General features: G+C 72.8%; 25 protein-coding genes. 16 read left to right on the top strand and 9 right to left on the bottom strand.

Annotated elements, in window-relative coordinates:
* Window positions 1–83: 83 nt before the first annotated feature.
* From IG63_RS0102630 to IG63_RS0102615, 4 genes are read right to left on the bottom strand one after another with little or no spacing between them, the layout of a single operon-like run.
* Window positions 84–1,277, bottom strand: a complete 1,194-nt coding sequence (locus IG63_RS0102630) for an acyl-CoA dehydrogenase family protein (RefSeq protein WP_030482828.1) — start codon at window positions 1,275–1,277, stop codon at window positions 84–86.
* Entirely contained in the window at window positions 1,274–2,134 is an 861-nt protein-coding gene (gene phaZ, locus IG63_RS0102625; RefSeq protein WP_030482827.1) for a poly(3-hydroxyalkanoate) depolymerase, read from the bottom strand. The genes IG63_RS0102630 and phaZ overlap by 4 nt, the downstream gene beginning before the upstream one ends.
* Window positions 2,118–3,860 carry a PHA/PHB synthase family protein gene (locus IG63_RS0102620; protein ID WP_051706089.1) on the bottom strand — a complete coding sequence of 581 codons (1,743 nt, stop codon included), beginning with the start codon at window positions 3,858–3,860 and terminating at the stop codon, window positions 2,118–2,120. The genes phaZ and IG63_RS0102620 overlap by 17 nt, the downstream gene beginning before the upstream one ends.
* Window positions 3,857–5,356, bottom strand: coding sequence for a long-chain-fatty-acid--CoA ligase (locus tag IG63_RS0102615; protein WP_030482825.1), 1,500 nt, complete (start codon window positions 5,354–5,356; stop codon window positions 3,857–3,859). Before IG63_RS0102615 ends, IG63_RS0102620 begins: the two co-directional genes overlap by 4 nt.
* An 88-nt stretch (window positions 5,357–5,444) precedes the next feature.
* Here IG63_RS0102615 and ychF point away from each other — a divergent pair, with 88 nt between their 5' ends.
* The 3 genes from ychF to IG63_RS23470 all read left to right on the top strand — a co-directional run bounded on the left by ychF (window position 5,445) and on the right by IG63_RS23470 (window position 8,228).
* Window positions 5,445–6,521 carry a redox-regulated ATPase YchF gene (gene ychF, locus IG63_RS0102610; protein ID WP_030482824.1) on the top strand — a complete coding sequence of 359 codons (1,077 nt, stop codon included), beginning with the start codon at window positions 5,445–5,447 and terminating at the stop codon, window positions 6,519–6,521.
* 365 nt (window positions 6,522–6,886) lie between these two features.
* Window positions 6,887–7,891: a lytic transglycosylase domain-containing protein gene (locus IG63_RS22515; protein WP_157209997.1), complete on the top strand. Its 1,005-nt coding sequence runs from the start codon at window positions 6,887–6,889 to the stop codon at window positions 7,889–7,891.
* A 10-nt stretch (window positions 7,892–7,901) separates the two neighbouring features.
* Window positions 7,902–8,228 carry a hypothetical protein gene (locus IG63_RS23470; RefSeq protein WP_051706087.1) on the top strand — a complete coding sequence of 109 codons (327 nt, stop codon included), beginning with the start codon at window positions 7,902–7,904 and terminating at the stop codon, window positions 8,226–8,228.
* Window positions 8,229–8,319: 91 nt separating this feature from the next.
* On the opposite strand, the gene IG63_RS0102600 is transcribed toward IG63_RS23470, so the two are convergent.
* Window positions 8,320–9,285: a hypothetical protein gene (locus IG63_RS0102600; protein ID WP_030482823.1), complete on the bottom strand. Its 966-nt coding sequence runs from the start codon at window positions 9,283–9,285 to the stop codon at window positions 8,320–8,322.
* A gap of 18 nt (window positions 9,286–9,303) precedes the next feature.
* Between IG63_RS0102600 and IG63_RS0102595 the strand changes: the two genes are divergently transcribed.
* The 5 genes from IG63_RS0102595 (at window position 9,304) to IG63_RS23175 (ending at window position 14,023) form a co-directional block, all read left to right on the top strand.
* Window positions 9,304–9,600 (top strand): hypothetical protein, encoded by a 297-nt coding sequence (locus IG63_RS0102595; RefSeq protein WP_030482822.1) that lies wholly within the window; start codon window positions 9,304–9,306, stop codon window positions 9,598–9,600.
* Window positions 9,601–9,610: 10 nt separating this feature from the next.
* Window positions 9,611–10,543, top strand: coding sequence for an N-acetyl-1-D-myo-inositol-2-amino-2-deoxy-alpha-D-glucopyranoside deacetylase (gene mshB / locus IG63_RS0102590; protein WP_030482821.1), 933 nt, complete (start codon window positions 9,611–9,613; stop codon window positions 10,541–10,543).
* 3 nt (window positions 10,544–10,546) lie between these two features.
* A complete protein-coding gene (locus IG63_RS0102585; protein WP_051706086.1) occupies window positions 10,547–12,409 on the top strand; it encodes a VanW family protein in 1,863 nt (620 codons plus the stop codon).
* A 485-nt stretch (window positions 12,410–12,894) separates the two neighbouring features.
* The gene (locus IG63_RS0102575; RefSeq protein ID WP_030482818.1) at window positions 12,895–13,173 is read left to right on the top strand and encodes a hypothetical protein; all 279 of its coding nucleotides are present in this window, start codon (window positions 12,895–12,897) and stop codon (window positions 13,171–13,173) included.
* Window positions 13,174–13,267: 94 nt separating this feature from the next.
* Window positions 13,268–14,023, top strand: coding sequence for a prealbumin-like fold domain-containing protein (locus IG63_RS23175; RefSeq protein ID WP_030482817.1), 756 nt, complete (start codon window positions 13,268–13,270; stop codon window positions 14,021–14,023).
* On the opposite strand, the gene IG63_RS0102565 is transcribed toward IG63_RS23175, so the two are convergent.
* The gene (locus IG63_RS0102565; protein ID WP_051706085.1) at window positions 14,005–14,994 is read right to left on the bottom strand and encodes a GNAT family N-acetyltransferase; all 990 of its coding nucleotides are present in this window, start codon (window positions 14,992–14,994) and stop codon (window positions 14,005–14,007) included. The genes IG63_RS23175 and IG63_RS0102565 overlap by 19 nt on opposite strands.
* Before the next feature lie 73 nt (window positions 14,995–15,067).
* Here IG63_RS0102565 and fdxA point away from each other — a divergent pair, with 73 nt between their 5' ends.
* Window positions 15,068–15,391 carry a ferredoxin gene (gene fdxA, locus IG63_RS0102560; RefSeq protein WP_030482815.1) on the top strand — a complete coding sequence of 108 codons (324 nt, stop codon included), beginning with the start codon at window positions 15,068–15,070 and terminating at the stop codon, window positions 15,389–15,391.
* A 7-nt stretch (window positions 15,392–15,398) separates the two neighbouring features.
* The gene (gene dapC / locus IG63_RS0102555; protein WP_036194344.1) at window positions 15,399–16,520 is read left to right on the top strand and encodes a succinyldiaminopimelate transaminase; all 1,122 of its coding nucleotides are present in this window, start codon (window positions 15,399–15,401) and stop codon (window positions 16,518–16,520) included.
* 9 nt (window positions 16,521–16,529) lie between these two features.
* Here dapC and IG63_RS0102550 read toward each other — a convergent pair whose 3' ends face one another.
* Window positions 16,530–17,378, bottom strand: a complete 849-nt coding sequence (locus tag IG63_RS0102550; protein WP_051706084.1) for a hypothetical protein — start codon at window positions 17,376–17,378, stop codon at window positions 16,530–16,532.
* Between the two features lie 9 nt (window positions 17,379–17,387).
* Entirely contained in the window at window positions 17,388–18,374 is a 987-nt protein-coding gene (gene dapD, locus IG63_RS0102545; protein WP_051706083.1) for a 2,3,4,5-tetrahydropyridine-2,6-dicarboxylate N-succinyltransferase, read from the bottom strand.
* A 155-nt stretch (window positions 18,375–18,529) separates the two neighbouring features.
* Here dapD and IG63_RS0102540 point away from each other — a divergent pair, with 155 nt between their 5' ends.
* From IG63_RS0102540 to IG63_RS0102520, 5 genes are all read left to right on the top strand, one after another.
* Complete coding sequence (locus tag IG63_RS0102540; protein WP_030482811.1) at window positions 18,530–19,054, top strand: (2Fe-2S)-binding protein; 525 nt, start codon at window positions 18,530–18,532, stop codon at window positions 19,052–19,054.
* A gap of 3 nt (window positions 19,055–19,057) precedes the next feature.
* Entirely contained in the window at window positions 19,058–21,553 is a 2,496-nt protein-coding gene (locus IG63_RS0102535) for a xanthine dehydrogenase family protein molybdopterin-binding subunit (RefSeq protein WP_030482810.1), read from the top strand.
* Window positions 21,550–22,404 carry an FAD binding domain-containing protein gene (locus tag IG63_RS0102530; protein ID WP_030482809.1) on the top strand — a complete coding sequence of 285 codons (855 nt, stop codon included), beginning with the start codon at window positions 21,550–21,552 and terminating at the stop codon, window positions 22,402–22,404. The genes IG63_RS0102535 and IG63_RS0102530 overlap by 4 nt, the downstream gene beginning before the upstream one ends.
* A complete protein-coding gene (locus IG63_RS0102525; RefSeq protein ID WP_030482808.1) occupies window positions 22,404–23,132 on the top strand; it encodes an SRPBCC family protein in 729 nt (242 codons plus the stop codon). The genes IG63_RS0102530 and IG63_RS0102525 overlap by 1 nt, the downstream gene beginning before the upstream one ends.
* Window positions 23,133–23,225: 93 nt before the next feature.
* Window positions 23,226–23,966 (top strand): GntR family transcriptional regulator, encoded by a 741-nt coding sequence (locus IG63_RS0102520; protein WP_245604279.1) that lies wholly within the window; start codon window positions 23,226–23,228, stop codon window positions 23,964–23,966.
* A 97-nt stretch (window positions 23,967–24,063) separates the two neighbouring features.
* Here IG63_RS0102520 and IG63_RS0102515 read toward each other — a convergent pair whose 3' ends face one another.
* Window positions 24,064–24,414, bottom strand: coding sequence for a hypothetical protein (locus IG63_RS0102515; RefSeq protein WP_030482806.1), 351 nt, complete (start codon window positions 24,412–24,414; stop codon window positions 24,064–24,066).
* Window positions 24,415–24,424: 10 nt separating this feature from the next.
* On the opposite strand from IG63_RS0102515, the gene IG63_RS0102510 reads away from it, so the two are divergent.
* Complete coding sequence (locus tag IG63_RS0102510; protein ID WP_051706081.1) at window positions 24,425–25,129, top strand: copper homeostasis protein CutC; 705 nt, start codon at window positions 24,425–24,427, stop codon at window positions 25,127–25,129.
* Window positions 25,130–25,221: the final 92 nt, after the last annotated feature.

Here is a 25,221-nt window from a genome sequence, read left to right as displayed (position 1 = left end):
GAAGGCGCGCAGCGCCTGTCTCGAGACCCGGTGACCAGACGGCGGACGAAGGTCGGGTGCAGGCGTGGCCCGCGGCGTGCTGGTCAGACGAAGGCGGACTCGCCGGTGATGGCGCGGCCGACGATGAGGGTGTTGATCTCGCGGGTGCCCTCGTAGGAGTAGATCGCCTCGGCGTCGGCGACGAAGCGGCCCACGTGGTGCTCGAGCAGGATGCCGTTGCCGCCCAGCACCTCGCGCGCCCAGCCGACGGCCTCGCGCATCCGGGTGGTGGCGTGGGCCTTGCACAGCGAGGCGTGCTCGTCGCGCAGCTGGCCGGCGTCCTGGAGCTGGGAGGCGCGGGCGTTCATCGCCGTGGCGGCGGTGACGTTGGCCAGCATCTTGACGAGCAGGTCCTGCACCAGCTGGAAGCCCGCGATCGGGCGGCCGAACTGCTCGCGCTGCTTGGTGTAGCGCAGCGCGTGCTCGAAGGCGCCGCGGGCACAGCCGGCCGCCATCCAGGAGACGCCCATGCGGGTCAGCCGGAGCACGTCGGCGGTGGTGCGGAAGGAGTCGGCCCGCTGCAGCCGGTCGGCCTCGGGCACGCGCACCCCGGAGAGCTCGATCTCGGAGTTCTGCACCGCCCGCAGGGCGATCTTGTCCTGCTGCACGGTGCAGGTCATCCCCTCGACGCCGTCGGGACCCTGCTCGACGACGAAGCCCTTGACCTGGCCGTCGTCGGTGTCGCGGGCCCAGATCACGACGAGGTCGGCGAAGTCGGCGTTGCCGATCCACTTCTTGCGCCCCTCGAGCACCCACTCGTCGCCGTCGCGGGTGGCGGTGGTCGCCAGCCCCTGCGAGATGGCGGACCCGACCTCGGGCTCGGTGAGCCCGAAGGCGCCGATCTGCTCCATCCGCGCCATCGCCGGCAGCCAGCGCTCGTGCTGCTCGGGGGAGCCGCCGACGTGGATCGAGCCCATCGCCAGGCCGCCGTGCACGCCCATGAAGGTCGCGATCGACGGGTCGACGCGCGCCAGCTCCATCGCCACCATGCCGTCGACGAGGGCGCCCCGCCCCGGGCAGCCGGGACCGTCGTAGGCCAGTCCGGCGATGCCGAGCTCCGCGATCCCGGGCACCAGGTCGTGGGGGAAGGTGCCGCGCGTCCAGTGCTCGTTGATGACCGGCTCGACCTCGCGCGTCGCCCACGCGCGCACGCGGCTGAGCAGCTCGAGGTCCTGCTCCTCGAGCAGCAGCTCGAAGCCCAGGAAGTCGGAGAAGGGGGAGTCGTCGACCTCGCTCATGCGTGCTCCTCGTCCAGGAAGTCGTCGATCACGGGGGCCAGCTCGTCGGCCTCGGTGACCAGTCCGAGGTGGCCGCCGTCGTAGAGGTGCAGCCGCGCGCGCGGGATCATCGCGGCCTGCATCCGGGGGTTGGCCACGGGGATGATCGGGTCGTCGGTGCCGCCGACCACCAGCGTCGGCTGGCGCAGCAGGGGCAGGAAGGGCAGCGACGTCCAGCCCGCCATGGCGGCCAGCTGGTAGTAGTAGCCGCGCTTGGGTCCCGAGCGGGTGGCGGCGTGGAGCAGGGCCGCGCCGCGGGCGGGGTCGGTGCGCATCGAGCCGCCGTAGATCGTGGGCGCGACGGTGGCGGCGTACGCCGGGTCGCGGTGGCGCCGGGGCGTCGACATGATGCGCAGCACCTCGGGCTTGGCGGGGACCATCAGCGCGCCGGTGCCGGTCGCCACCAGCACCACGCGGCGTACCTTGCGCGGCGACTGCACCGCCAGCTGCTGAGCCAGCCCGCCGCCCCACGAGAGCCCCAGCACGTCGAAGCGGGGGTGGCCCAGCCTGGCCATCAGCGCGGTGACCCACGACGACAGCGCGGCGATCGGGTACGGCGTGGGCGGCAGCGCGGAGCCGCCCACCCCGGGCACGTCGAAGCGCACCACGCCACGCTCAGGATCGAGCGCGTCGACGAAGGGCTGCAGCGCCTCGAAGCTGATGCCGATGCCGTTGCACAGCAGCAGCGGCGGGGCCTGGGCGAGCCGCCCCACGCCCGGCCGCACGGAGACGCGGGCCGAGATGCCGCGGACGCCCACCTGCCGCACCCGGTCGGGGGCGGCGTCCGTGCGGGCCACGGGCTCAGCGGTCGTGGACATAGGTGCCAGGGGCGTCGGCGAGCGGCTCGTGGGCGGCATTGCCGAGCTTGCGGGGCTTGCCACGCTCGTCGCCCGAGCGCTCGGAGAGCCAGTCGGTCCAGGTCTCCCACCAGCTGCCCCGGACCTTCGACGCGGAGGCCAGCCACGCCTCGGGGTCGGCGGCGTTGACGGGGTGACCGTCGCGCACCGGTGAGGTCTGGAAGCTCGCCTTGGGGTTGCCCGGCGGGTTGACCATCGCGGCGATGTGACCGCTCGTCGACAGCACGAACTTCGTGTCACCGCCGAAGAGCTGGGTGGCCTGGTAGCAGGCCTGCCAGTCGCAGAGGTGGTCGGCGATGCCGGCGACGACGAAGGAGTCGGTGGTGATCCGCGACAGGTCGACGGGGGAGCCGAGCATCGTGGCCTCACCGGGCTCGACCAGCGCGTTGCGGATCGCGAGGTCCATGAAGTCGCGGTGCATGCCGGCCGTCATCCGCACCGGGTCGGCGTTCCAGTAGAGGATGTCGAAGGCCTTGGGGGCATGGCCCATCAGGTAGTTGTTGACCCAGTAGTTCCAGATCAGGTCGTTGGGTCGAAGCCACGCGAAGATCTCGGCGAGGGTGCGCCCGTCGAGGTAGCCCTTCTCCTGCGAGAGCCGGGTCGAGGCAGCCGCCGACTTGTGCGAGAGCAGCGCGCTGGTGACGCCGGCGCGCGCCTGGTCGAGCACGGTGACCGCCAGCGAGTACGACGCCACGCGGTCGAGCTCGCCGATCTCGGCGAGGTGGGCGAGCACCATCGAGGCGATCATGCCGCCGGAGCAGATGCCGAAGATCGACACCTTGTCCTGGCGGGCGATCGCCTGCGCGGCGTCCATCGCCTCCACGATCGCGGCGCCGTAGGTGTCGAGGTCCCACTCGGCGTGACGCACGTCGGGGTTGCGCCAGGAGATGCAGTAGACCATCTGGCCCTGCTGCACCAGGTGCTCCACGAGCGAGCGCTGCTCGGCGAGGTCGATGATGTAGTACTTGTTGATCGTCGGCGGCACGATCAGCATCGGGACCTCGCGCACCTTGTCGGTCTGCGGGGCGTACTGGATCAGCTCGAAGACGTCGGTGCGCAGCACCACCGCCCCGGGCGTGACCGCGATGTCACGGCCCACCTCGAAGGCGTCGGCCTCGACCATCGACGGCACGCGCGGCGGCGTCGCGAAGTCGCGGACGAAGCGGCGCCCGCCCTCGACGAGGTTGCCCCCGCCGGTGTCGAAGGTGCGCTTGACGACCTTCGGGTTGAGCAGCGGGTGGTTGGTGGGGGCGAGCGCGTCGACCAGGTTGTCCATGATGAAGCGGATGCGCATCTCGTCGCCCCAGCCCAGCTCGGCGTCGTCGACGAGCCCGCGCACGGCGGAGCCGGTGGCCAGGTAGCCCTGCAGGGTGCGACGGAAGAGCGGGTTCTTGGCCCACGCCTCGTCGGCGAAACGCCGGTCCTTCTCGTGGGGCGCGACCTGGGAGCGGCCCAGCCCGATGCGGGTGAGCTCCGCGGCGAGGCCCGCCGTGCGTCCCGCCACCCGACGGGGGTGGCGGGCCAGGCCGGCGGCGAACTTCAGCCCGGCGACCCCGGGCACGAAGCGGCGCAGCGGCCCGTGGCCGGCGTCGGCGAGCAGCAGCTCCAGCGGGGTGCCGAGCTCGTTGCCCCGCGGCTCCTCCCGGTCGGTGTCAGCAGCAGCCTCGGAGGCGGTGTCGGTGCTCACGCGCCGTCCTCGGGAGCACTGACCTCGCGGCGCAGGATCTTGCCGGTGGGGCCCTTGGGCAGCTCCTCGACGATCCAGACGGCGCGCGGGTACTTGTAGGAGGCGAGCCGCTCCTTGGCGAACTCCTGCAGCTCCTCGGGCTCGGCCGAGGCGCCCTCCTTGAGCGCGACGGCGGCCCCGACCTCCTCGCCGAGGTGGTCGTCGGCGATGCCGATGACCGCGACCTCGGCCACGGCCTCGTGCTCGTAGAGCGCCTCCTCGACCTCGCGCGGGTAGACGTTGTAGCCGCCGCGGATGATCAGGTCCTTCTTGCGGTCGACGATGAAGAAGTAGCCGTCGTCGTCGACCTTGGCCAGGTCGCCGGAGTGGAACCAGCCGTCCTTGATCGACTCGGCGGTCGCCTCGTCACGACCCCAGTAGCCCTTCATGACGTTCTCGCCCTTGATGACGATCTCGCCGACCTCACCGTCGGCGACGTCGGCGTCCTCGTCGTCGACGACCTTCATCTCCACGCCGCGCACCGGCGTACCGATGGAGCCGGGCTTGCGCTCCTGGTCCGGCTGGTTGAAGGAGGCCACGGGCGAGGTCTCGGAGAGGCCGTAGCCCTCCAGCACGATGCAGTCGAACTTCTCCTCGAACTGCTTCATCACCTCGACCGGCATCGCCGAGCCGCCGGAGATGCAGGTGCGCAGCGAGGACAGGTCGGCGTCGTCGGCGCTCTTGGAGTGCAGCATCGCGGCGTACATCGTCGGCACGCCCTCGAAGACGGTGACCCCGTCGCGGCCGACGACCTCGAGCGCCTTCTCGGGGTCGAAGCGGGGGATCAGCGTCAGACAGGCGCCCTTGAGCACGGCGGCGTTGAGCCCGCAGGTGAGCCCGAAGACGTGGAAGAGGGGCAGGCAGCCCATCACGACGTCGGTCTCGTCGATCTCGATCAGGGTCTCCGCGCTGGTGGCCGCGTTGGTGCCCATGCTGTGGTGGGTCAGCTGGGCGCCCTTGGGCTGGCCGGTGGTGCCGGACGTGTAGAGCAGCACGACGTCGTCGTCGCCGTCGCGCTCGACCACCTCGGTGTCGGGCTCGTGCCGGCCGAGCACCTCGGCCCAGTCGGCGGGGTCGACGGCGATGCAGGTGATGCCGACGTCGCTGGCGGCCTTGCCGGCCTCGTCGGCCATGTCCTTCCAGGCGAAGACGATGCTCGCGCCGGAGTCCTCGAGGTAGTACTTCACCTCGCGCGACTTCAGCAGCGGGTTCATCGGGACGACGACCGCCCCGGCCGCGAGCGCGCCGTAGAAGATCGCGGGGAACATCGGCACGTTGGGCAGCACCATGCCGACCCGGTCACCGGGCTCGATCCCCTCGGCCTTGAGGAGTGCCGTCACGCGCTGCGCCTGCGCCTGCACCTCCGCCCACGTGAGCACCAGGTCGTCCAGCTTCAGGGCCGGCCGGTCGGGGTGCGCCTCGGCGGTGGCGCTGAGGTTCTGGGCGAGGTTCGTCACGGGTCCTCCGTTGCTTGAAGTACGTCATCTCCTCACTACCCTGCCGTGAGCGCGGTCACACCCCACTGGAGACGTAGACTCCGCCCACGTGGCACTCACGATCGGCATCGTCGGACTCCCCAACGCGGGCAAGTCGACCCTCTTCAACGCCCTGACCAAGAACGACGTCCTCGCGGCGAACTACCCCTTCGCCACCATCGAGCCCAACGTGGGCGTCGTGGGCGTGCCGGACGCGCGGCTGCCGCGGCTCGCGGAGATCTTCGGCTCGGCCAAGGTCCTGCCGGCGACGGTGGAGTTCGTCGACATCGCCGGCATCGTCGCCGGCGCCTCGCAGGGGGAGGGGCTGGGCAACAAGTTCCTCTCCCACATCCGCGAGTCGGCGGCCATCTGCCAGGTGACCCGCGTCTTCCGCGACGAGGACGTCACCCACGTCGACGGCAAGGTCGACCCGGCCTCCGACATCGGCACCATCCAGACCGAGATGATCCTGGCCGACCTGCAGACCGTGGAGAAGGCGATCCCGCGGCTGGAGAAGGAGGTGCGCGGCGACAAGTCCAAGGCCGCCACCCTCGCCGCCGCCCAGGAAGCGCTCGCGGCGCTGGAGGCCGGCACCCCCGTCATCGCCACGAAGATCGACCGCGACCTGGTGCGCGAGCTGTCGCTGCTGACCGCCAAGCCCTACATCTACGTCTTCAACTGCGACGCCGACGAGCTCGGCGACGAGGACCTCAAGCAGCGGATGCGCGACCTGGTCGCCCCGGCCGAGGCGATCTTCCTCGACGCGAAGTTCGAGGCCGAGCTGGTCGAGCTCGGCGACGACGAGGAGGCCCGCGAGATGCTCGCCGAGACCGGCGTCGACGAGCCGGGCCTCGACGTCCTCGCCCGGGTCGGCTTCGACACCCTCGGCCTGCAGACCTACCTCACCGCCGGCCCCAAGGAGTCGCGCGCCTGGACCGTCCGCAAGGGCGCCACCGCCCCCGAGGCCGCCGGCGTCATCCACACCGACTTCCAGAAGGGCTTCATCAAGGCCGAGATCGTCTCCTACGACGACCTCGTCGAGGCCGGGTCGATGAACGCCGCCAAGGCCGCCGGCAAGGTGCGCATGGAGGGCAAGGACTACGTGATGGCCGACGGCGACGTGGTGGAGTTCCGCTTCAACGTCTGAGGCTCCCGGAGCCCGCTCACTGGGGCGCCAGGGAGTGACCTCTCGGCGGTCTGCGAGTGACCTCTCGGCGGTGAGGGAGTGACTCCTCGGCGGGGGCGTGTCTTGGTGCGTCGTTCGCCGACCCGACTAGCCCAGTGGGGGTGCTGCGGAGCTCGCCGAGAGGGCTCCAATACGTGACCAGAGTGGCTGATGTGAAGCGAATCGACCACTGAGGTGCCCGCGGTCTAGTCGACGGGTGCTGGCCTCACAAGATTTGTGGAAGGTTCGTCCCGTTGACTTTGTCCAGGGTGAGATCCACCGCACAATTACCGGACGGAAGGTGCGGAACGCCTCCGCTGAATCCGACAAAGGGGGACACTCGGGGCATGCGACGTAAGACAACCATGGCGGGCATCGTGGGCTGCGTACTGCTCACCACGCCCGTCGGTGCGACCCAGATGCCGGTCGCGCAGCAGGCCCCGGAGACCACCACCGAGCAGTCGTCGTCCCCGGCGGCCGTGGCGCTAGCCCAGGAGCCCGTCGTCGTGCCCACCACCCGCAACGCCCGCGACTGGGCCGCCAACGGCGCCGGCGTCAGCGGGATCGCTCCCGAGACCGTGCCGAGCGTCGTGCTCGACGCCTACACCACCGCGGTGGCCGTCGCCCCCGAGAGCTGCAACATCACCGTCCCGCTGCTGGCCGCCATCGGACAGGTCGAGAGCGGCAACCTCGTCGGCCACGGCCTCGACGACGACGGCCGCGTGACCCCGGAGATCATCGGCCCCCGTCTCGACGGCGGCGACTTCAAGGCGGTCGCCGACACCGACAACGGCCGCCTCGACGGTGACAAGAAGTGGGACCGCGCCGTCGGACCCATGCAGTTCCTGCCCGAGACCTGGCGCACGGTCGCCGTCGACCTCGACGGTGACGGCAAGCGCGACCCGCAGGACATCTACGACGCCGCCGGTGCCTCGATGGTCTTCCTCTGCGGCACCCGCGACCTCTCCGACGACAAGCAGCTGCGCGAGGCGGTGCTGGCCTACAACCGCTCCGGCTCCTACGTCGCCCAGGTGCTCGCGTGGAAGCAGACCTTCGAGAGCAAGGGCCTGACCTCCTCGACCGCGACCTTCGCCGACTTCACGGGCAACGCCACCGCCGTGACCAGCGACCCCGTGCTCGCCCGCGCCGTCTCCGACCTCGCCGTCACCGCCGGAGCCCTCGGACACCGCGAAGCCCTCGGACACCGCGAAGCCCTCGGACACCGCGAAGCCCTCGGACACCGCGAAGCCCTCGGACACCGCGAAGCCCTCGGACACCGCGAAGCCGACCCCGGCGAAGCCCACCACACCGACCACGCCGACCACGCCGACCGCGCCGGCCACCCCGGGTGAGACGCCGTCCGTGACCCCGAGCCCGACGCCGAGCCCGACTCCGACGCCGAGCCCCACCCCGACGCCGACTCCCACCCCGACGCCGACTCCCACGCCGACCCCGTCGCCGGAGCCGACTCCGGAGCCGGAGCCGGACTACGACGCGCTGTCCCCGCAGTGCACCGATGAGGCGACGCTCGCGATCGACGAAGCCGACTTCGCGGGGATGGTCTTCGCTGACGCCGACCACACGACGGTGAGGTTCACGGAGGGATTCGTCCCCACGAACTTCACCTTCCCCGAGGGGACTGACAGCGCGCCGCTGACGTCGCTCTGCCAGGGCACGCCGCTCCCGTAGCGCTGAACGTCAGATCGGGGAGGATCCCGCGCACCAGGTGCGCGGGATCCTCCCCGATCGCTGTCTCTGGGTGCTCTTGGCCCGGAAGCACCTACGCCGAGGGACGTACGGCGAAGACGTAGCGGCGACCCGGGTGCTCGCTCTGGCACCACAGCAGTCCGAGCTCGGGCCAGTAGGTGAGGTCCTCCGGGCCGGGGGGCAGCGCGCCGAGACGGATCCGCAGCGCCCCGGGGCGGCCGACGTGCAGCGTGCCGGGGAGCCGGGTGCCGTGGCTGCAGGTGACGTGCTGGACGCCGTCGACGACGACCAGCCCCTGCATCCGCACCGGTCCGTGCGAGACGGGCCGGGCCACGCAGCCGCCGCCGTCGCCAGCCAGCGGGAGGCCGGTCGTGGGGTCGAGCGGGTAGTCCACGACCCGGTGCGTCGCGCCGCTGCCGCCGTACTCACCCACGAGGAGCCGCGGGCTGTCGGGCTCGGCGGCGTCGATCGAGCAGAAGGAGTAGCGCAGCTGCGGCGCCTCGTCGTCCTGCTCGGCACGCAGCCACGAGGTCACCGGGAGGACGTCGCGCTCCCGGCCGCGCGCGTCGGTGAGGCGGCGTACGCCGGAGAGCGGGGCGACGCCCAGCCCGCGCTTGGTGGCGGCCACCAGCAGGTGGTCACCGCTCCAGGCGAGCCCGCCGGCGTGCACGGGCAGCGGCCGCAGGTCGGCTGTCACCAGCTCGACGTGGCGGTAGCGCAGCGACCCCAGCTCGACCACGCTCACGCGGCTGCGGCGGTGGGTGCCGTCGGCGTCCTTGGCGTACCAGGCGGCCAGCAGCACCCGTGGCCCGTCGTACGCCGCCCCGGCCTCGCCCGAGCTGGTGAGCCCCTGCGGCCACCAGGTGCGGGTCAGCGCGTCACCGCGCTCCCAGGTGAAGCCCCACTCCACCGAGAGGCCCGGCACGCGGGTGAGCCGTGCCTGGTGGTCGAGCCGGTCGAGCACGCCGGCCAGCCCGACCTGCTCTCCCTCCGTGCTGGGGGCGGACCGGGGGATGCGGTGGCGCAGTCGCAGGGTCACGCGGTCCAGTATTGGGGCATGGAGGTCGGCTTCCGCGCGGTGTTCTTCTCCGACGACGACGCCGAGGCCGTCGCGGCACGGCTGCGGGCCGACGGCTTCGCCGCGCAGGTGCGCCGCGACCGCTTCGCCGGCGAGGACGACGACGAGGACCAGCCGTGGGCGCTGGTGACCGACGCCCCGGCCGGGATCCTCGAGCTGCTCGCCGAGCAGCACGACGGCTGGGTCGAGCACGAGGCGCCCCCGACCCCCTCGGTGCGGCTCGACCTGCCCCGCGCGCCGAGACGCGCCCACCGGCCCGGTGGCGACGCTCTCTAGGATTCCGAGCATGGAACGCCGCCTGCTGCTCGTGCACGCCCACCCCGACGACGAGTCGATCGGGCAGGGCGCCACGATGGCCCGCTACGTCGCCGAGGGGGTCGGGGTCACCCTCGTCACCTGCACCGGCGGCGAGATGGGCGAGATCCTGGTGCCCGAGCTCGAGCACCTCGCGGCCGACCGCGAGGACGGCCTGGGAGAGCACCGTCGTGGCGAGCTCGCCAACGCGATGAAGGCGCTGGGCGTCACCGACCACCGCTACCTGGGCGGCTTCGGCGCCTACCGCGACTCCGGGATGAAGTGGCACCCCGACGGCCACGCCGTCGCCGCCGACGAGACCGACGACCGGGCCTTCGCCAACGCCGACCTGACCGAGGCCGCCGACCACCTGGTCGCGGTGATCCGCGAGGTCCGCCCGCAGGTGCTGGTGACCTACGACGAGTTCGGCGGCTACGGCCACCCCGACCACGTGCAGGCCCACCGCGTCGCGACGTACGCCGCCGCGCTGGCCGCCGTGCCGTCCTACCGGCTCGACCTCGGCCCGGCCCACGACGTGGCCAAGATCTACTGGAGCGCCATGTCGGAGACCCGCGTGCGCGCCGGGCTGCGGGCGCTGCGCGCGGCCGGCGACACCACGACCTTCGAGGGCATGGAGCCCGACGGTGACCTGCCGCGCATGTTCGTGCCCGACGAGGCCCTGACCGCGGCCATCCACGCCGAGCAGTACGCCGCCGCCAAGACCGAGGCGCTCAAGGCCCACCGCACCCAGATCGCCGTCGACGGCCCCTTCTTCGCGCTCTCCAACAACCAGGGCAACGAGATCTGGGGGACCGAGTTCTTCCGGATCGCCAAGGGCCGCCCCGGCCCGGTGGGCGACGACGGGCTCGAGGACGACCTCTTCGCCGGGCTGGGCCCCGACGCGGGCACCGGCGAGGTGGCCTGACCCGTGGGGATCTGGCGTGACAGCGGTGGCCGGGTCGCCGCGCTGACGGTGCTGGGCGTGCTGCTGCTCCTGGGTGGCGCCTACGCGGCCACCGCGCTGGTCGCGGGAGACTCGATGCCGCGCAACGCCTCCGTCGAGGGGGTCGACATCGGTGGCATGAGCGCCGCCGAGGCGGCCACGGCCCTGGAGGAGGCGGCGCAGCAGGCTCGCGGACCGGAGGGCGGGGTGCTGGTCACCTACCCCGACGGCCGCGACGTGGAGGTCGACCCCGCCGACGCCGGGCTGCGCCTCGACGTCGACGAGACGCTCGCAGACGCCGCCCACGGCTCCCGCTGGTCGCCGTCGCGCGTGTGGGCGACGCTGACCGGAGGCGGCGACGTCGACGCCGCTGTGGCGGTCGACGCCGACGACCTCGACCTCACCCTCGACGAGCTCGAGGAGGACCTCGGCGAGCCGGTCGAGGAGGGCTCGCTGGAGTTCCGCGACGGCGAGGCCGTGCCCGTCTACGGCAAGCCCGGACGCGGTCTGGAGCGCGCCGAGACCCGGTCGCTGCTCACCCGCCTGCTGGTCGCCGACGGCGACCGTGAGCTCCCGGTCGTCACCAAGAACCCCTCGGTGACCGACGACGCCGTGCGCGCCGCGCTCACCGAGATCGGCCAGCCGGCGATGTCGCGACCGGTGCGACTGGTCATGGGCGGCAAGCGGATCCTCGTCGAGCCGGAGGTCTTCGGCCGCGCGCTCGTCACCGAGCCCGTCGACGGTGCCCTGGAGCTGCGCGCCGACGGCGACGCCCTCGTCGAGGCGCTCGAGCCGCGGCTGGAGCGCATCGGCAGCGCCCCGGTCGACGCCCGCTTCGAGGTCGACGGCACCCGGGTCCGCGTGGTGCCCTCCGAGCCCGGGCGCACCCTCGACCCGGACGAGGTCGAGGAGCCCCTGGTGGAGGCGGCGCTGGCCGCGCCGGGGCAGCGCCGCATGGAGGTGCAGGGCGTCGAGGCCGAGGCCGACCTCACCACGGAGGAGGCCGAGGCGCTCGGCGTACGCCGCCGCGTGAGCAACGAGACGACGTACTACCCCTACGCGGAGTACCGCAACGTCAACATCGGCCGCGCCGCGGAGCTGGTCGACGGCACCCTGCTGATGCCGGGGGAGACCTTCAGCCTCAACGGCATCGTGGGGGAGCGCACCGCGGAGAACGGCTTCACCGAGGGCTACATCATCTCCGACGGCATCTTCCGCACCGAGCTCGGCGGCGGCGTCTCCCAGATGGCGACCACGACCTTCAACGCGATGTTCTTCGCCGGGCTCGAGGACGTCGAGCACAAGCCCCACTCCGTCTACATCGACCGCTACCCGGAGGGCCGCGAGGCCACCGTGGCGTGGCCGACCCTCGACCTGAAGTTCAAGAACGACACCGAGCACGGGGTGCTCGTCAAGGCGGCGGTCAAGCCGGCGTCGTACGCCGCGCAGGGCGAGGTGACCGTCTCGATGTACTCGACGAAGACCTGGGACGTCACCGCGCGCAAGAGCGAGCGCTACAACTACACCTCGCCCTCCACCCGCTACCTCACCGAGGCCGACTGCGAGCCGGCCACCGGCACGTCCGGCTTCACCGTCGACGTGTGGCGCGACTTCCGGCGCCCCGGCGAGTCCGAGGTCGTCAGGACCGAGAAGTTCAACACCGTCTACATCCCCGGCGACACCGTCGTGTGCGGACCCCCGCCCGGCTCCGAGCCCCCGCCCGAGCGCCCGCGCGGCGGCGGCACGACCGGTGGTGGCGGCGGCGACAACGACGGTGGCGGCAACGGAGGTGGCAACGGCGGTGGCGGCAACGATGGCGGCGGCAACCGCGGCGGGGACGACGACTGAGGCCTGTCGCCGGGGGCCGGTCCGGGTCTAGCCTGGGTGCTCCGACGACTCGGCGGACGGAGCAGCACCGATGCGCCCATGCTCGCTGCGCGCCGCCGCGGTCGCGCTGCTGGTGTCCGGGCTGACGCTCGTGCCCACCGCCCCCGCCTCGGCCGCCGTCGAGGGTGACTGGGGCGAGTGGTCGGCGGTCGGTGGTGCGGCCAACGCCTTGACCAGCTCGGTCTCGCTGCCGGGGCTGGGCGGTCCCCTCGCCGAGGTCACCTCGACCGCCTCCACGGCGACGGTGGTGTCGGGTGCCAGCACCTGGCTCGGTCCCTCGTCGCCGCCCGGTGGCGCCTTCGGCTCCAGCCGCGACCGCGCCTACCTCAACCAGTCGCCGCGGGGCAACGCAGCCGACGCGCCGGCCGTGACGACCTACACCTTCGCCGACCCCGGCGGTCGGGTGGGGCTTCACGCTCGGCGACATCGACGCCGACGAGGCCACGGTGAGCGCGGTCGGCCTCGACGGCGAGCCCCACGACGTGGCCCAGCTCGGCTTCCAGGGCGTCTTCAACCTCTGCACGACCACGCCCCGCCCGAGCGGGCTCTGCAGCTCCAACCCGACCGACCTCCCCACGTGGCTGCCCGGCGCCGCCACCCTGCGTGGCAACGACGCGGCCGCCAACACCTCGGGTGCCAGTGGCTGGTTCCGCCCCACCGTGCCGGTCCGGAGCCTCACCGTGGCCTTCCGCTGGCGGGCGGGCTTCCGGATCTACCAGACCTAGCTCGCCGGGCAGACCCGCACGGTCTCCGGGGCGCTCACGGGCGGGGGCTGCGACCTGGAGGGGGCCCCCGGTCAGCCTGCTCGACGGTGACACCGTGCTCGCACAGGTCCTGACCGACGCCGACGGCGGCTGGTCGGTCGCCGGCGTCGCGGCTCGCGACGGGCTCTCGGTCAGGCTCGACGCGGTGCCCGACGGGTGCCGGCTCGTCGCGGGTCAGGAGGCGTTGCTCCCCGTGGCCGCCGAGGCGGAGGACGACGGCGACCTCGACGTCGCGGTCGAGCCGGTGCCGCTGCCGGCCGTCGAGGTGAGCGCCGTGCTCGAGGACGGTGACGGCCGTCCCGTCCCGGGCGCCGAGCTCGCGCTGGTCGGGCCTGAGGGCGAGATCGAGCCGGCGCCGCTGCCTCCGGCGGTCTCCGACCTCGACGGCCGGGTGACGCTCCCCGCCGTGGTGCCCGGCACCTACCAGGCCACCCTGACCCCGCCGGACGGCTTCACCGTGTCACCGGCGACGACCACGGTGTTGGTGCCTCCCTCCGGCGGCGACGTCGACCTCGGCTTCGTGCTGGAGCGGGTGGCCGCCAGCCCGTCGCCCAGCCCGACGCCCAGCCCCACGCCCAGCCCCACGCCCAGCCCCACGCCCAGCCCCACGCCCAGTCCGACTCCCAGTGCCTCACCCAGCGCGGTCCCCTGTACCCCCGTGCCCCCGCCTGCCGGCGGCCCCTCGTCCGGGTCCGGGGTGCTGCCGGCCACGGGCGGCCCCTCGGGCGGCCTGCTGCCCCTCGGCGGCGTGCTGCTCGGCGTCGGAGCGGTGCTGCTCGCCGCCGGACGGCGTCAGGGCGCGCGCAGGTAGTCGTAGGTGTGGTGCTCCTCGAAGCCCAGCTCGCGGTAGAGCCGGCGGGCGCCGTCGTTGCGCGTCACCACCTGCAGGTAGGCCGTGGTGGCCCCGAGCTCGCCGCCGGCCTCCAGCAGCTCGGCGACGACCGCGCGCCCGAGCCCCTCGCCACGACGGTCCTCGCGGGTCCACAGCGACGCCAGCCCGAGCCAGTCGCCGTGCACGACGCCACGGCCGCGGGCCACGACGGCGTCGCCGTCGCGCACGGTGGCGAACCAGACGCCGTCCTGGCCGTCGCGCCGCTCCAGCACCCGCCGAGCGACGTCCTCCTGGCGCGCGGTGCGGTCGTCGGTGGCCAGCCAGCCGTCCTCGAGCCGGTCGTCGAGCCGCACCGGCACCGCCGGCACGCCGAGCCCCCGGAGCCGCCGCCGCACGCGTGACGGCGAGGCGAGCATCAGCAGGGTGTGCTCGTACGCCGTCCACCCGGCCTCGCGCAGCACGCCGTCGGCCTCGGAGCCGGGCAGCACGTGGGCCTGCGCCGGCAGCGAGCGGGCGGCGTACCACTCCTCGACGCGGCGGGCGGCGTCGTCGGGCGGGGTGCCGAGGGCGAGCGCGGAGCTGCCGCGGTTGGTGTAGCCCGCCGAGGCGCGCAGCAGCCAGTCGCCCAGCGGCTCGACCTCGAGTGCCGGCCAGCCGGGCTGGGCACGCCGGTCGGCCTCCTCGGCCCCGAGGCGGTCGTGGCGCGAGGGCCGGGGCGGCACGGGCTTGCCGGCGACCACGTCGCGCACCGGGATCCGGACCCGGTCGCCGCGCTCGCGGCGCACCACGACGTCGCCCTCGCCGTCGTCGGGCCACGCCTCGCAGACGCCCAGCACGTCGGTCATCGCCGGCCCCCCGGAGGGTCCGGTCTCGCCGCGCAGGAGGCGGCGCACGACGACCCGCTGGCCGACGACGTGTCCACCCAGCGCGGGCCGGTCGGGCTCGGTCACACGGGGATATTAGGCTGGGTCACATCCGCGACCGGACCCCGATCACTGCACCGCCCCCTCGAAGGAGGACCAGGTGACCTACGTCATCGCCCAGCCCTGCGTCGACCTCAAGGACCGCGCCTGTGTCGACGAGTGTCCCGTCGACTGCATCTACGAGGGCAAGCGGATGCTCTACATCCAGCCCGACGAGTGCGTCGACTGCGGTGCCTGCGAGCCCGTGTGCCCGGTGGAGGCCATCTACTACGAGGACGACACGCCCGAGGAGTGGAAGGACTACTACGACGCCAACGTCCACTTCTTCGACGACCTGGGCTCCCCGGGTGGCGCTGCCAAGATGGGCGAGATCGACCACGACCACCCGCTGGTCGCCGCGCTCCCGCCGCAGAACCAGGAGTAGGTCCCTGGTGGTCGCGCCTGTCGAGGCCTTCGGGCCCGTCAGCTCCCGGCTGCCCGACTTCCCGTGGGACCGGCTGGTGCCCTTCCGGGAGCAGGCCGAGGGTCACGCCGACGGCATCGTCGACCTCTCGATCGGCACCCCGGTCGACCCGACGCCCGAGGTCGTGCAGCAGGCGCTGCGCGACGCGGCCGACGCGCCCGGCTACCCGACGACGCTCGGGCTGGCCGAGACGCGGCAGGCCGCGGTCGACTGGCTGTCGCGTCGTCACGGCGTCACCGGCCTCGACGTCGAGCGGGGGGTGCTGCCCGTCATCGGCTCCAAGGAGCTGATCGCCGGGCTGCCCACCTTCCTCGGCCTGGGGCCGGGCGACCTGGTGGTGCACCCCGAGGCGGCCTACCCGACCTACGAGGTGGGGGCCCGGCTCGCCGGCGCCGAGACGCTGGCGACCGACTCGCTGACGGCGCTCGGCCCGCGCACGCCGGCCCTGCTCTACCTCAACTCACCCTCCAACCCGACCGGCCGGGTGCTGCCGCCCGACCACCTGCGCAAGGTCGTCGACTGGTGCCGTGAGCGTGGCGTGCTCCTGGTCAGCGACGAGTGCTACGTCGAGTGCGCGTGGGAGGCCGAGCCGGTCTCGGTGCTGCACCCCGACCTCTGCGGCGGCTCGCACGAGGGTCTGCTGGCGATCCACTCCCTCTCCAAGCGCTCCAACCTCGCCGGCTACCGCTGCGCCTTCGTCGCCGGTGACCCGGCGGTCGTCGGCGAGCTGCTCGCCGTGCGCAAGAACCTCGGGCTGATGGTGCCGCTGCCGCAGCAGCACGCGATGGTCGCCGCCCTCGACGACGACGCGCACGCCGACGAGCAGCACGCCCGCTACGCCGCCCGGCGTACGGCGCTGCGTCGCGCGCTGGAGGCGGCCGGCTTCCGCGTCGACCACTCCGAGGCGTCGCTCTACCTCTGGAGCACCCGCGGCGAGGACTGCTGGCAGACCGTCGCCGCCCTCGCCGAGCTCGGCATCCTGGTCGCGCCGGGCTCCTTCTACGGCGCCGCCGGGGCCCAGCACGTCCGTGTCGCCCTCACCGCCACCGACGAGCGCGTCGACGCCGCCGTCACCCGCCTCACCGCCTGACCGAGCAGGTCAGTCCATCCGGATGACGACCGCGGCGGCACCGACGCGGTCGGCGCCGGTGGCGTCGGTCCAGCCGTCGCGGGAGTCGGCACCGGCGCGCCACTGGCGCCCGGCGTGGTCGACGCCGGCCACGCCGTACGCCGCGCTGTGGGCGACGGCGAACTGCGCGACCGACCACCCGAGCCGCTGCCCGGCCTCGCCCTCGGGCACCGCGACGCGCAGGCCGGTGCCGTCGGCGGTGACCTCGAGCCCGCCGTAGGCGTCGCGCAGCAGGGTGGTCAGGCCGGCCGGCTGCGAGGTGTCGGGCGAGCCGACGCTGCAGCTGAATCGGCCGCCGGGGGAGTAGCCGGTGAGCACGGAGGCCAGCGCGCGGGCGTCCTCCGCGTGGTCCTCGTAGGCCTCGGGGAAGCCGGAGCGCTGCACCCGCTGGGCGGCCTCGGTGATCCGCATCTCCTCGTAGCCGTCGACCTGCTCGAGGGCGTCGTAGAAGGCGTCGATCGCGTAGCGCGCGTCCATGATCTGCGCCTCGGTGCCCCAGCCCTGCGAGGGCCGCTGCTGGAAGAGCCCGAGAGAGTCGCGGTCGCCGTAGTCGATGTTGCGGATCTTGCTCTCCTGGTAGGCCGTGGCCAGGGCGATCGAGACCGCGCGGGCGGGCAGCCCCCGCTGCACGCCGACGGCGGCGATGAGCGCGGCGTTCTCGGCCTGCTCCACCGAGAGGTCGACGGTCAGGCCGTCGAGCTCGGTGGTGCAGCCGCTGAGCAGCGGCACGTCGACGTGCCCACGCCACACGGCGACCCCCACGCCCGCCACGACCGCCAGCGCGACGACGAGCAGGACGCCGAGGAAGCGACCCCCCACCGACCGCGCCTAGTTGGCGTGCAGCACGGCGTTGAGCGCGATGCCCTCGCCGGTGCGCGGCACGGCCTCGACGGCGCCGGTCACGGAGTTGCGGCGGAAGAGTACGCCCGAGGTGCCGGAGAGCTCGCGGGCCTTGACCGTGACGGGGTCGGCGCCCGGCTCGTGCACGGCGAGCTTGGTGCCGGCGGTGACGTAGCAGCCGGCCTCCACGACGCAGTCGTCGCCGAGCGAAATGCCGATGCCGGAGTTGGCGCCGAGCAGGCAGCGCTCGCCGAGGGAGATGACCTCGGTGCCGCCACCCGACAGTGTCCCCATGATCGAGGCGCCACCGCCGACGTCGGTGCCGTCGCCGACCACGACCCCGGCGCTGATGCGGCCCTCGACCATCGAGGCGCCGAGGGTGCCGGCGTTGTAGTTGACGAAGCCCTCGTGCATCACGGTGGTGCCGGACGCGAGGTGGGCCCCGAGGCGCACGCGGTCGGCGTCGGCGATCCGGACGCCGCTGGGCACGACGTAGTCGGTCATCCGCGGGAACTTGTCGACCCCGAAGACCTGCACCGGGCCACCGTGCGGACCCCGGGCGCGCAGCGCTGCGCGCACCTCCTCGAAGTCGGTGACCGCACAGGGACCGGCGCTGGTCCACACGACGTTGCTGAGCACGCCGAAGATCCCGCTCGTGTCGAGGCCGTGCGGGCGCACCAGGCGGTGCGAGAGCAGGTGCAGCCGCAGGTAGGCGTCGGAGGCGTCGGCGGGAGGGGTGGTGAGGTCGATGGTGACGGTGACGACCTCGGTGCGCACGCGGCGTACGGCGTCGTCGCCGGCCAGCGCCGACAGGGACTCCGGAGGCGTCGACCCGTCCGGCTCGCCCAGCTGCGGGGAGGGGAACCAGGTGTCGAGCACGGTGCCGTCGGCGGTCCCGCCGGAGACCACCGTGGCCAGCCCGTGGCCCCAGGCGGTGGACGGCGCGGACAGGTCGGTGAGGGCGTCGGCGGACATGCGCCACAGGCTATCGGGGCGACGGAGCGCGGCCTGCGGCCGAGGCACGCGCGACCGGCTGCGACGCCAACCTTCCGCCAACCGAGTCCCCCCTAGCGTGAGCACTGTCACAGCCCTGACGCCTGCTCACAACTCGACGAGGAGTGGTTGCCGACATGACCAAGATCCAGCTGACGGTCGACGGGGCGAAGGTCTCCGACGACGTCGAACCGCGCATGCTCCTGGTGCAGTACCTGCGCGAGAAGCTCGGCAAGACCGGCACCGTGATCGGGTGCGACACCAGCAACTGCGGCGCCTGCACCGTGCACCTCGACGGGCGCAGCGTGAAGTCGTGCAACGTCCTGGCAGTGCAGGCCGACGGCAGCGAGGTGACCACGATCGAGGGCCTGGCCGAGGGCAGCGTGCTGCACCCGGTCCAGGAGGCCTTCCGCGAGTGTCACGCGCTCCAGTGCGGCTTCTGCACCCCGGGCATGATCATGCAGTCCGTCGACCTGCTCAAGGACAACCCGGACCCCTCCGAGGAGGAGATCCGCGTCGGCATCGAGGGCAACCTCTGCCGCTGCACCGGCTACCACAACATCGTGCGGGCCGTGCAGACCGCGGCCGCCGGCAAGGTCTCGGGAGACGCCGAGGCCGGGTCGCCCGCCGCGACCGCCGAGACCGAGAAGGTCGAGGTCTGAGCCATGACTGCCACCCAGGAGACCTCGACCGAGCCGGCCCGCGAGATCGGCCGCGACCGTCGTCGCAAGGAGGACCAGCGGCTGATCACCGGTCGCACCCGCTGGACCGACAACATCACGCTGCCCGGGATGCTGCACATGGCGATGGTGCGCAGCCCCTTCGCCCACGCCACCATCACCGCCATCGACACCACGGAGGCGGCCGCCGCCCCCAACGTCGTGGCGGTCTACACGGGCAAGGACCTCGACGAGTCCGCCGGCGTCCTGATCAACGCCTGGCCGATCACCCCCGACCAGGTCACCCCCGCCCACCCGCCGCTGCCCACCGACCGGGTCAGCTTCGCCGGCGAGGTCGTGGCCGTGGTGGTCGCGCGCTCCGCGGCCGAGGCCCGCGACGCGGCCGAGCTGGTCGACGTCGACTACGAGGAGCTGCCCGCGGCGCTCGACCTCAAGGAGGCCGCGGCCGACACGGTGCTGGCCCACCCCGACCTCGGCACCAACAAGAGCGCGCTGTGGGTCTTCGACTCCCAGGAGGCCGGCACCGGCGGCGACGTCGAGGAGGCGATCGCCAAGGCCCGCGAGAGCGGCGTGGTGGTGGAGCGCGAGTTCCGCCAGCAGCGCTTGATCCCGGCCTTCATGGAGCCGCGCTCGGTGGTCGTCGACCCGACCGGCGAGCAGATGACGATGTGGTCGGCCACCCAGATCCCGCACATCGTGCGCTTCGCACTGGCAGCCACGACCGGCGTGCCGGAGTCGAAGATCCGCGTCATCGCGCCCGACGTGGGCGGCGGCTTCGGCGGCAAGCTCCAGGTGACGCCCGAGGAGTGGATGGCCTGGTGGGTCGCACGCCAGCTGATGAAGCCGGTGAAGTACACCGAGACTCGCTCGGAGTCGCTGATGGCGGCCCACCACGGCCGTGACCAGTGGCAGAAGATCACCCTGGCCGCCGAGAAGGACGGCACGGTGACCGGCCTCAAGGTCGAGCTGCTGGCCGACCTGGGCTCGCACGTCGCCATCGTCGGCGGCGGCGTCCCGGTGCTGGGCGCCTTCATGTTCAACTCGATCTACAAGTTCCCGGCCTACCACTTCGCCTGCCAGACGGTCCTCACCAACAAGGCCTGGACCGACGCCTACCGCGGCGCCGGCCGGCCCGAGGCCACCTTCGCCATCGAGCGGATCATGGACGAGCTCGCCCTCGAGCTCGGGCGGGAGCCGCTGGAGCTGCGCGAGCAGAACTGGATCCGCCACGACGAGTTCCCCTTCACCACGGTCGCGGGCCTGGAGTACGACTCCGGCAACTACGAGGAGGCGACCCGCAAGGCCAAGGAGAGCTTCGGCTACGACGCCCTGCGCGCCGAGCAGCAGCAGCGACGCGAGAGCGGCGACCCGGTGCAGCTCGGCATCGGCATCTCCACCTTCACCGAGATGTGCGGTCTGGCCCCCAGCCGGGTGCTCGGCTCCCTCGACTACGGTGCGGGCGGCTGGGAGCACGCGAGCGTGCGGATGCTCGCGACCGGCAAGGTCGAGATCGTCACCGGCGCCAGCGCCCACGGCCAGGGCCACGAGACGGCCTTCAGCCAGATCGTGGCCGACCGGCTCGGCGTGCCCTTCGAGGACGTCGAGGTGCTCCACGGCGACACCCAGATCGCCTCCAAGGGGCTCGACACCTACGGCTCGCGCTCGCTCGTCGTCGGTGGTGAGGCGCTGGTCAAGGCGACCGACAAGGTGATCGAGAAGGCCAAGCCGATCGCGGCCCACCTGCTCGAGGCCGACGTCTCCGACATCGAGTTCTCCGCCGGTCGCTTCAGCGTCAAGGGCACCGACCAGGGGCTCGCGATGGCCGAGGTCGCCCTGGCGACCTTCGCCGCGCACAACCTCCCCGACGGGGTGGAGCCCTCCCTCGACAGCGACGCGACCTACGACCCCATCAACTTCAACTACCCGCACGGCACCCACCTGTGCGCGATGGAGGTCGACACCGAGACCGGCCAGGTCAAGATGCGCAAGTACACCTGCGTCGACGACATCGGCAACGTCATCAACCCGTTGATCGTCGCCGGCCAGATGCACGGCGGCCTGGCGCAGGGGATCGCCCAGGCGCTCTTCGAGGAGGCGGTCTACGACGACGCGGGCACCCTGGTCTCCGCGAGCTTCGTCGACTACCTGGTCCCGACCGCGGCCGACCTGATCAGCTTCGACGTCGGGCACAACTCGACGCCGTCGCTGACCAACACGCTCGGCACCAAGGGCGTCGGCGAGGCCGGCACCATCGCCTCCACACCGGCCGTGGTCAACGCCGTGCTGGACGCGATCCGGCAGTTCGGCGTCACGGACATCACGATGCCGTGCACCCCCGAGCGGGTCTGGCGCGCGATCCAGGACGGCACGGCCGGGGCCAAGGACCCGACGACCGGGGCGGCGGCCGCGCACTTCGACCCCGCCACCGACGGCGCGGGCCAGTCCAACATCGCCGACGGCACCGAAGGAGCAGGGCAGTGATCCCCACCCAGTTCGACTACGTGGCCCCGGGCTCGGTCGACGAGGCCCTCGCGGCCCTGGCCCAGCACGGTGACGACGCCAAGGTGCTGGCCGGCGGCCAGTCGCTGCTGCCGGTGCTGCGGATGCGGCTCAACGCCCCGGAGGTGGTGATCGACCTCGGCAAGATCGACGCGCTGCGCGAGATCCGCGACGAGGGCGACACCATCACCATCGGGGCGATGGCGACCTACCAGTCGATCCTCGACCACACCGGCATCAAGGGCAGCCTGCGGCTGCTGCACCAGGCCATCAGCGAGGTCGCCGACCCGCAGATCCGCCACCGCGGCACCCTGGGCGGCGCGCTCGTGCACGCCGACCCGGCGGGCGACTGCGGGGCGCCGACGCTGGCGCTGGAGGCCGACCTGGTGATCCAGGGACCGTCGGGGGAGCGCACGGTCGCCGCGACCGACTTCTTCGAGGACCTCTTCACCACGGCGGTGGGCGACGACGAGCTGCTCACGGCGATCCGCTTCCGCAAGCACGACGGCTGGGGCTCGCACTACGAAAAGTTCGTGCGGGTGGCCCACCAGTGGCCGATCGTGTCGATCGCCGCGGCGGTCAAGGTCGACGGCGGCACCATCAGCGAGGCCCGCATCGGCCTGGTCAACATGGGCAGCACGGCACTGCGCGCCTCGGCCACCGAGGCCGCGCTCGTCGGCGCCCAGGCCACGGCCGAGGGGGTCGCCGAGGCGTGCGCCAAGGCCGCGGACGGCACCAACCCGCCGTCGGACCTCAACGGCGACGCCGACTACCGCCGGCACCTGGCCACCGTGCTGACCAAGCGCGCCGTACTGAAGGCGGCGGGGGGCTGATGGACCTCACGCACGAGTTCACGGTCCCGGCCGGCCTCGAGGAGACCTGGGCGGCGCTCAACGACATCTCCGGGGTGGCCGAGTGCTTCCCCGGGGCCCAGGTCACCTCGGCCGACGACGACTCCTTCGCCGGCTCGGTGAAGGTGAAGCTCGGTCCCATCGCGCTCGTCTACAACGGCACCGGCACCTTCACCGAGAAGGACCAGGCCGCCGGGCGCATGGTGGTCGACGCCAAGGGCAAGGACAAGCGTGGCAACGGCACCGCCGGGGCCCACGTGACGGTGTCGATGACCGACCAGGGTGGCTCCACCAAGGTCACCGTGGTCACCGACCTCGCCATCACGGGCAAGCCCGCGCAGTTCGGGCGCGGCGTGATCCAGGACGTCAGCGACAAGCTGCTGGGTCAGTTCACCGCCTGCCTGGAGTCCAAGGTCGGGTCGTCGCCCGAGCCGGAGCCCGAGGAGCCTGACGAGCGGATGGGCAACATGCGCCGCGAGTCGGCGCCCCCGGCGGCGCCGTCCGCGCCGGCGGGGCCGGAGGCCTCGGAGAGCCGCATGGGCAACATGCGCGCCGTCCCGTCCGACCCGCCGCCGCGCGAGTCGGCGGGCGACGACGCGATCGACCTCGGTGCCACCGTGCTGCCCGTCCTGGCGAAGGCCTACTGGAAGCAGGCGGCCGCCGGTCTCGTGGTGCTGCTGGTCGTCCTCCGGGTGCTGCGCCGGCGCTGACGTCTCCGCTGTCTTCTGCCCCCGGACCTGGCTTTATGGATAGGTTGTGCCCGGATGGGTGGGGAAGTTCCTGGCCCGGAAGGAGTCTCGGCCGTGGCTGACGAGCGGACGTCGCGCGGCGGTGGCCGCCGAGGACGCAAGCACGTGCTGGTGCGTGAGTACGTCCGGTCGGTCATCGTCAACGCCGAGCCCGGTACGCCGGCCCCCTCCGAGCGCGACCTGGCCGAGCAGTTCGGCGTCGCCCGGATGACGGTGCGCCACGCGATCGACGCCCTGGTCGCCCAGGGTCTCCTCGAGCGCATCGCCGGTCGCGGCACCTTCGTGACCAAGCCGCTGATCGACATGCAGATGCGGCTCTCGGCGTACACCGAGGAGATGGAGCGCCGCGGCAAGCGCCCGGAGTCCAAGACCCTGCTGGCGCGTCGCGAGAGCGCCGGTCCCGGGGTGGCGCGCGCGCTGGAGATCGAGGAGGGCTCCCCGATCGTCCACTGGCAGCGGCTCCGGCTCGCCGACGGCGTACCGATGGCGATCCAGCACGTCTACCTCTCCCTCGACCTCTTCCCGAGCTTCCTCGACGAGGCGCTCCCGAGCAGCCTCTACATGTGGTTCGCGATGCGCGACCTGATGCCCACCTGGGGCGAGGACAGCGTCAACGCCGGCATCGCCACCGGCGACGAGGGCCAGCACCTCGACCTCGAGCCCGGCTCCCCGGTGCTGCACATCTCCCGCCGCGCCTTCTGCCGGGAGAACGTCGTCGAGGTCACCCGCAGCGTCTACCGCGCCGACCGCTACACCCTGTGGGTGCCGGTGCTGCGCCCCGAGCACCTGCGCTGACCTGCCGCCGGAATCCCAGGTTCACCTGGGAATCCTGCTCTCCACACACGTTGCAACGCGTGTGAAGAGCGAGTTTCCCGGGTTAACCTGGGAACCCTCAGGACGACAGCTGGCCGACGGGGGCGACCGAGACGCCCGAGCGCTCGCAGACCCAGGTGGGGTCGGGCCCGCCGAGGTCGGGGTGCACGTGCAGCGAGTGGGGGTCGGTGAGGTCGCAGGCGCGGCACAGCGGCCAGCGCCCCTTGGCGTCGAGCAGGGCGTCCTGCACGTCCTGCGCGACGAGCCCGACCACGAAGTCCTTGCCCTCGGCCCACTGCTCGAGCCACCACCCGCGGTCGGCCACGGCCGCCTCGAGGGCCGAGACCGTCTCGGCGTCGGCCACCCCGGTCGACTCCAGGTCGTGCAACACCAGGGCGCGTGCCACGAAGACCGGGTCATCGGATGTCACGATGACCATTGTGACCCCTCAGCAAGCCGAGCTCACCGTCGCCGTGACGGGCACCCGCGACGTCGCTCCCGCGCAGGCCGGCGGTGCCGACCGGCTGCTGCTCAGCGCCCGGCCCACCGAGGGGCACTGGTCGCCCGAGCCGGCCCTGGTCTCCGCCGTCACGCGGGAGACCGACCTGCCGGTCTGGGTGGTGCTGCGTCGCGACGAGCTGCCCTTCCACCGCTTGGCGCTGCTGGGGCAGACCTACCTCGAGCTGGGCGCCCGCGGGGTCGTCCTCGGCTTCCTCGACCGCGACCTCGAGGTCGACGTCGAGTCCACCGCCGAGCTCGCGGCCGACCTCGGCGTCCCGTGGTGGTTCCGCGGCGTCGACGAGACGCTGGAGCCGCACCGCGCCTGGCGTCGGCTGCGCTCGCTGCCGCACCTCGACGGCGTACCGACGGCCGGGTCGACGCGCGGCCTCGAGCACGGCATCGACGACGTGCTCGCGCGGCTCGACGCCGACATCGCCGTCTCCGACCTGCTGGTCGCCTTCGGGGGCCTCACCCCCGAGGTGGTGCCGTGGCTGGCCCGTGCCGGCTGCCGGCGCTACGCGATCGGCTCCGCGGCCCGCGCCGGGGCGTCGTGGCTGCGCGGCCACGTCGACGTCGACCGGGTGCGCACCTGGCGGATGCTGCTGGACGACGCCGTCGACCGGGCGATCGGCGTACCGCTCTAGCTGTACCCGGCCATGACGTTGGTTCCAGGCTCAAAGCGTTGACGTAACGAGAACCCCCGAGTGGGCTGTGGCTTGTCGAAGGTCACAACACC

Source organism: Nocardioides aequoreus (assembly GCF_000720335.1).
GTDB lineage: Bacteria > Actinomycetota > Actinomycetes > Propionibacteriales > Nocardioidaceae > Marmoricola > Marmoricola aequoreus.
The sequence above is the reverse complement of the archived record's forward strand: the minus strand, read 5'-3'. Positions and strand labels throughout refer to the sequence as shown.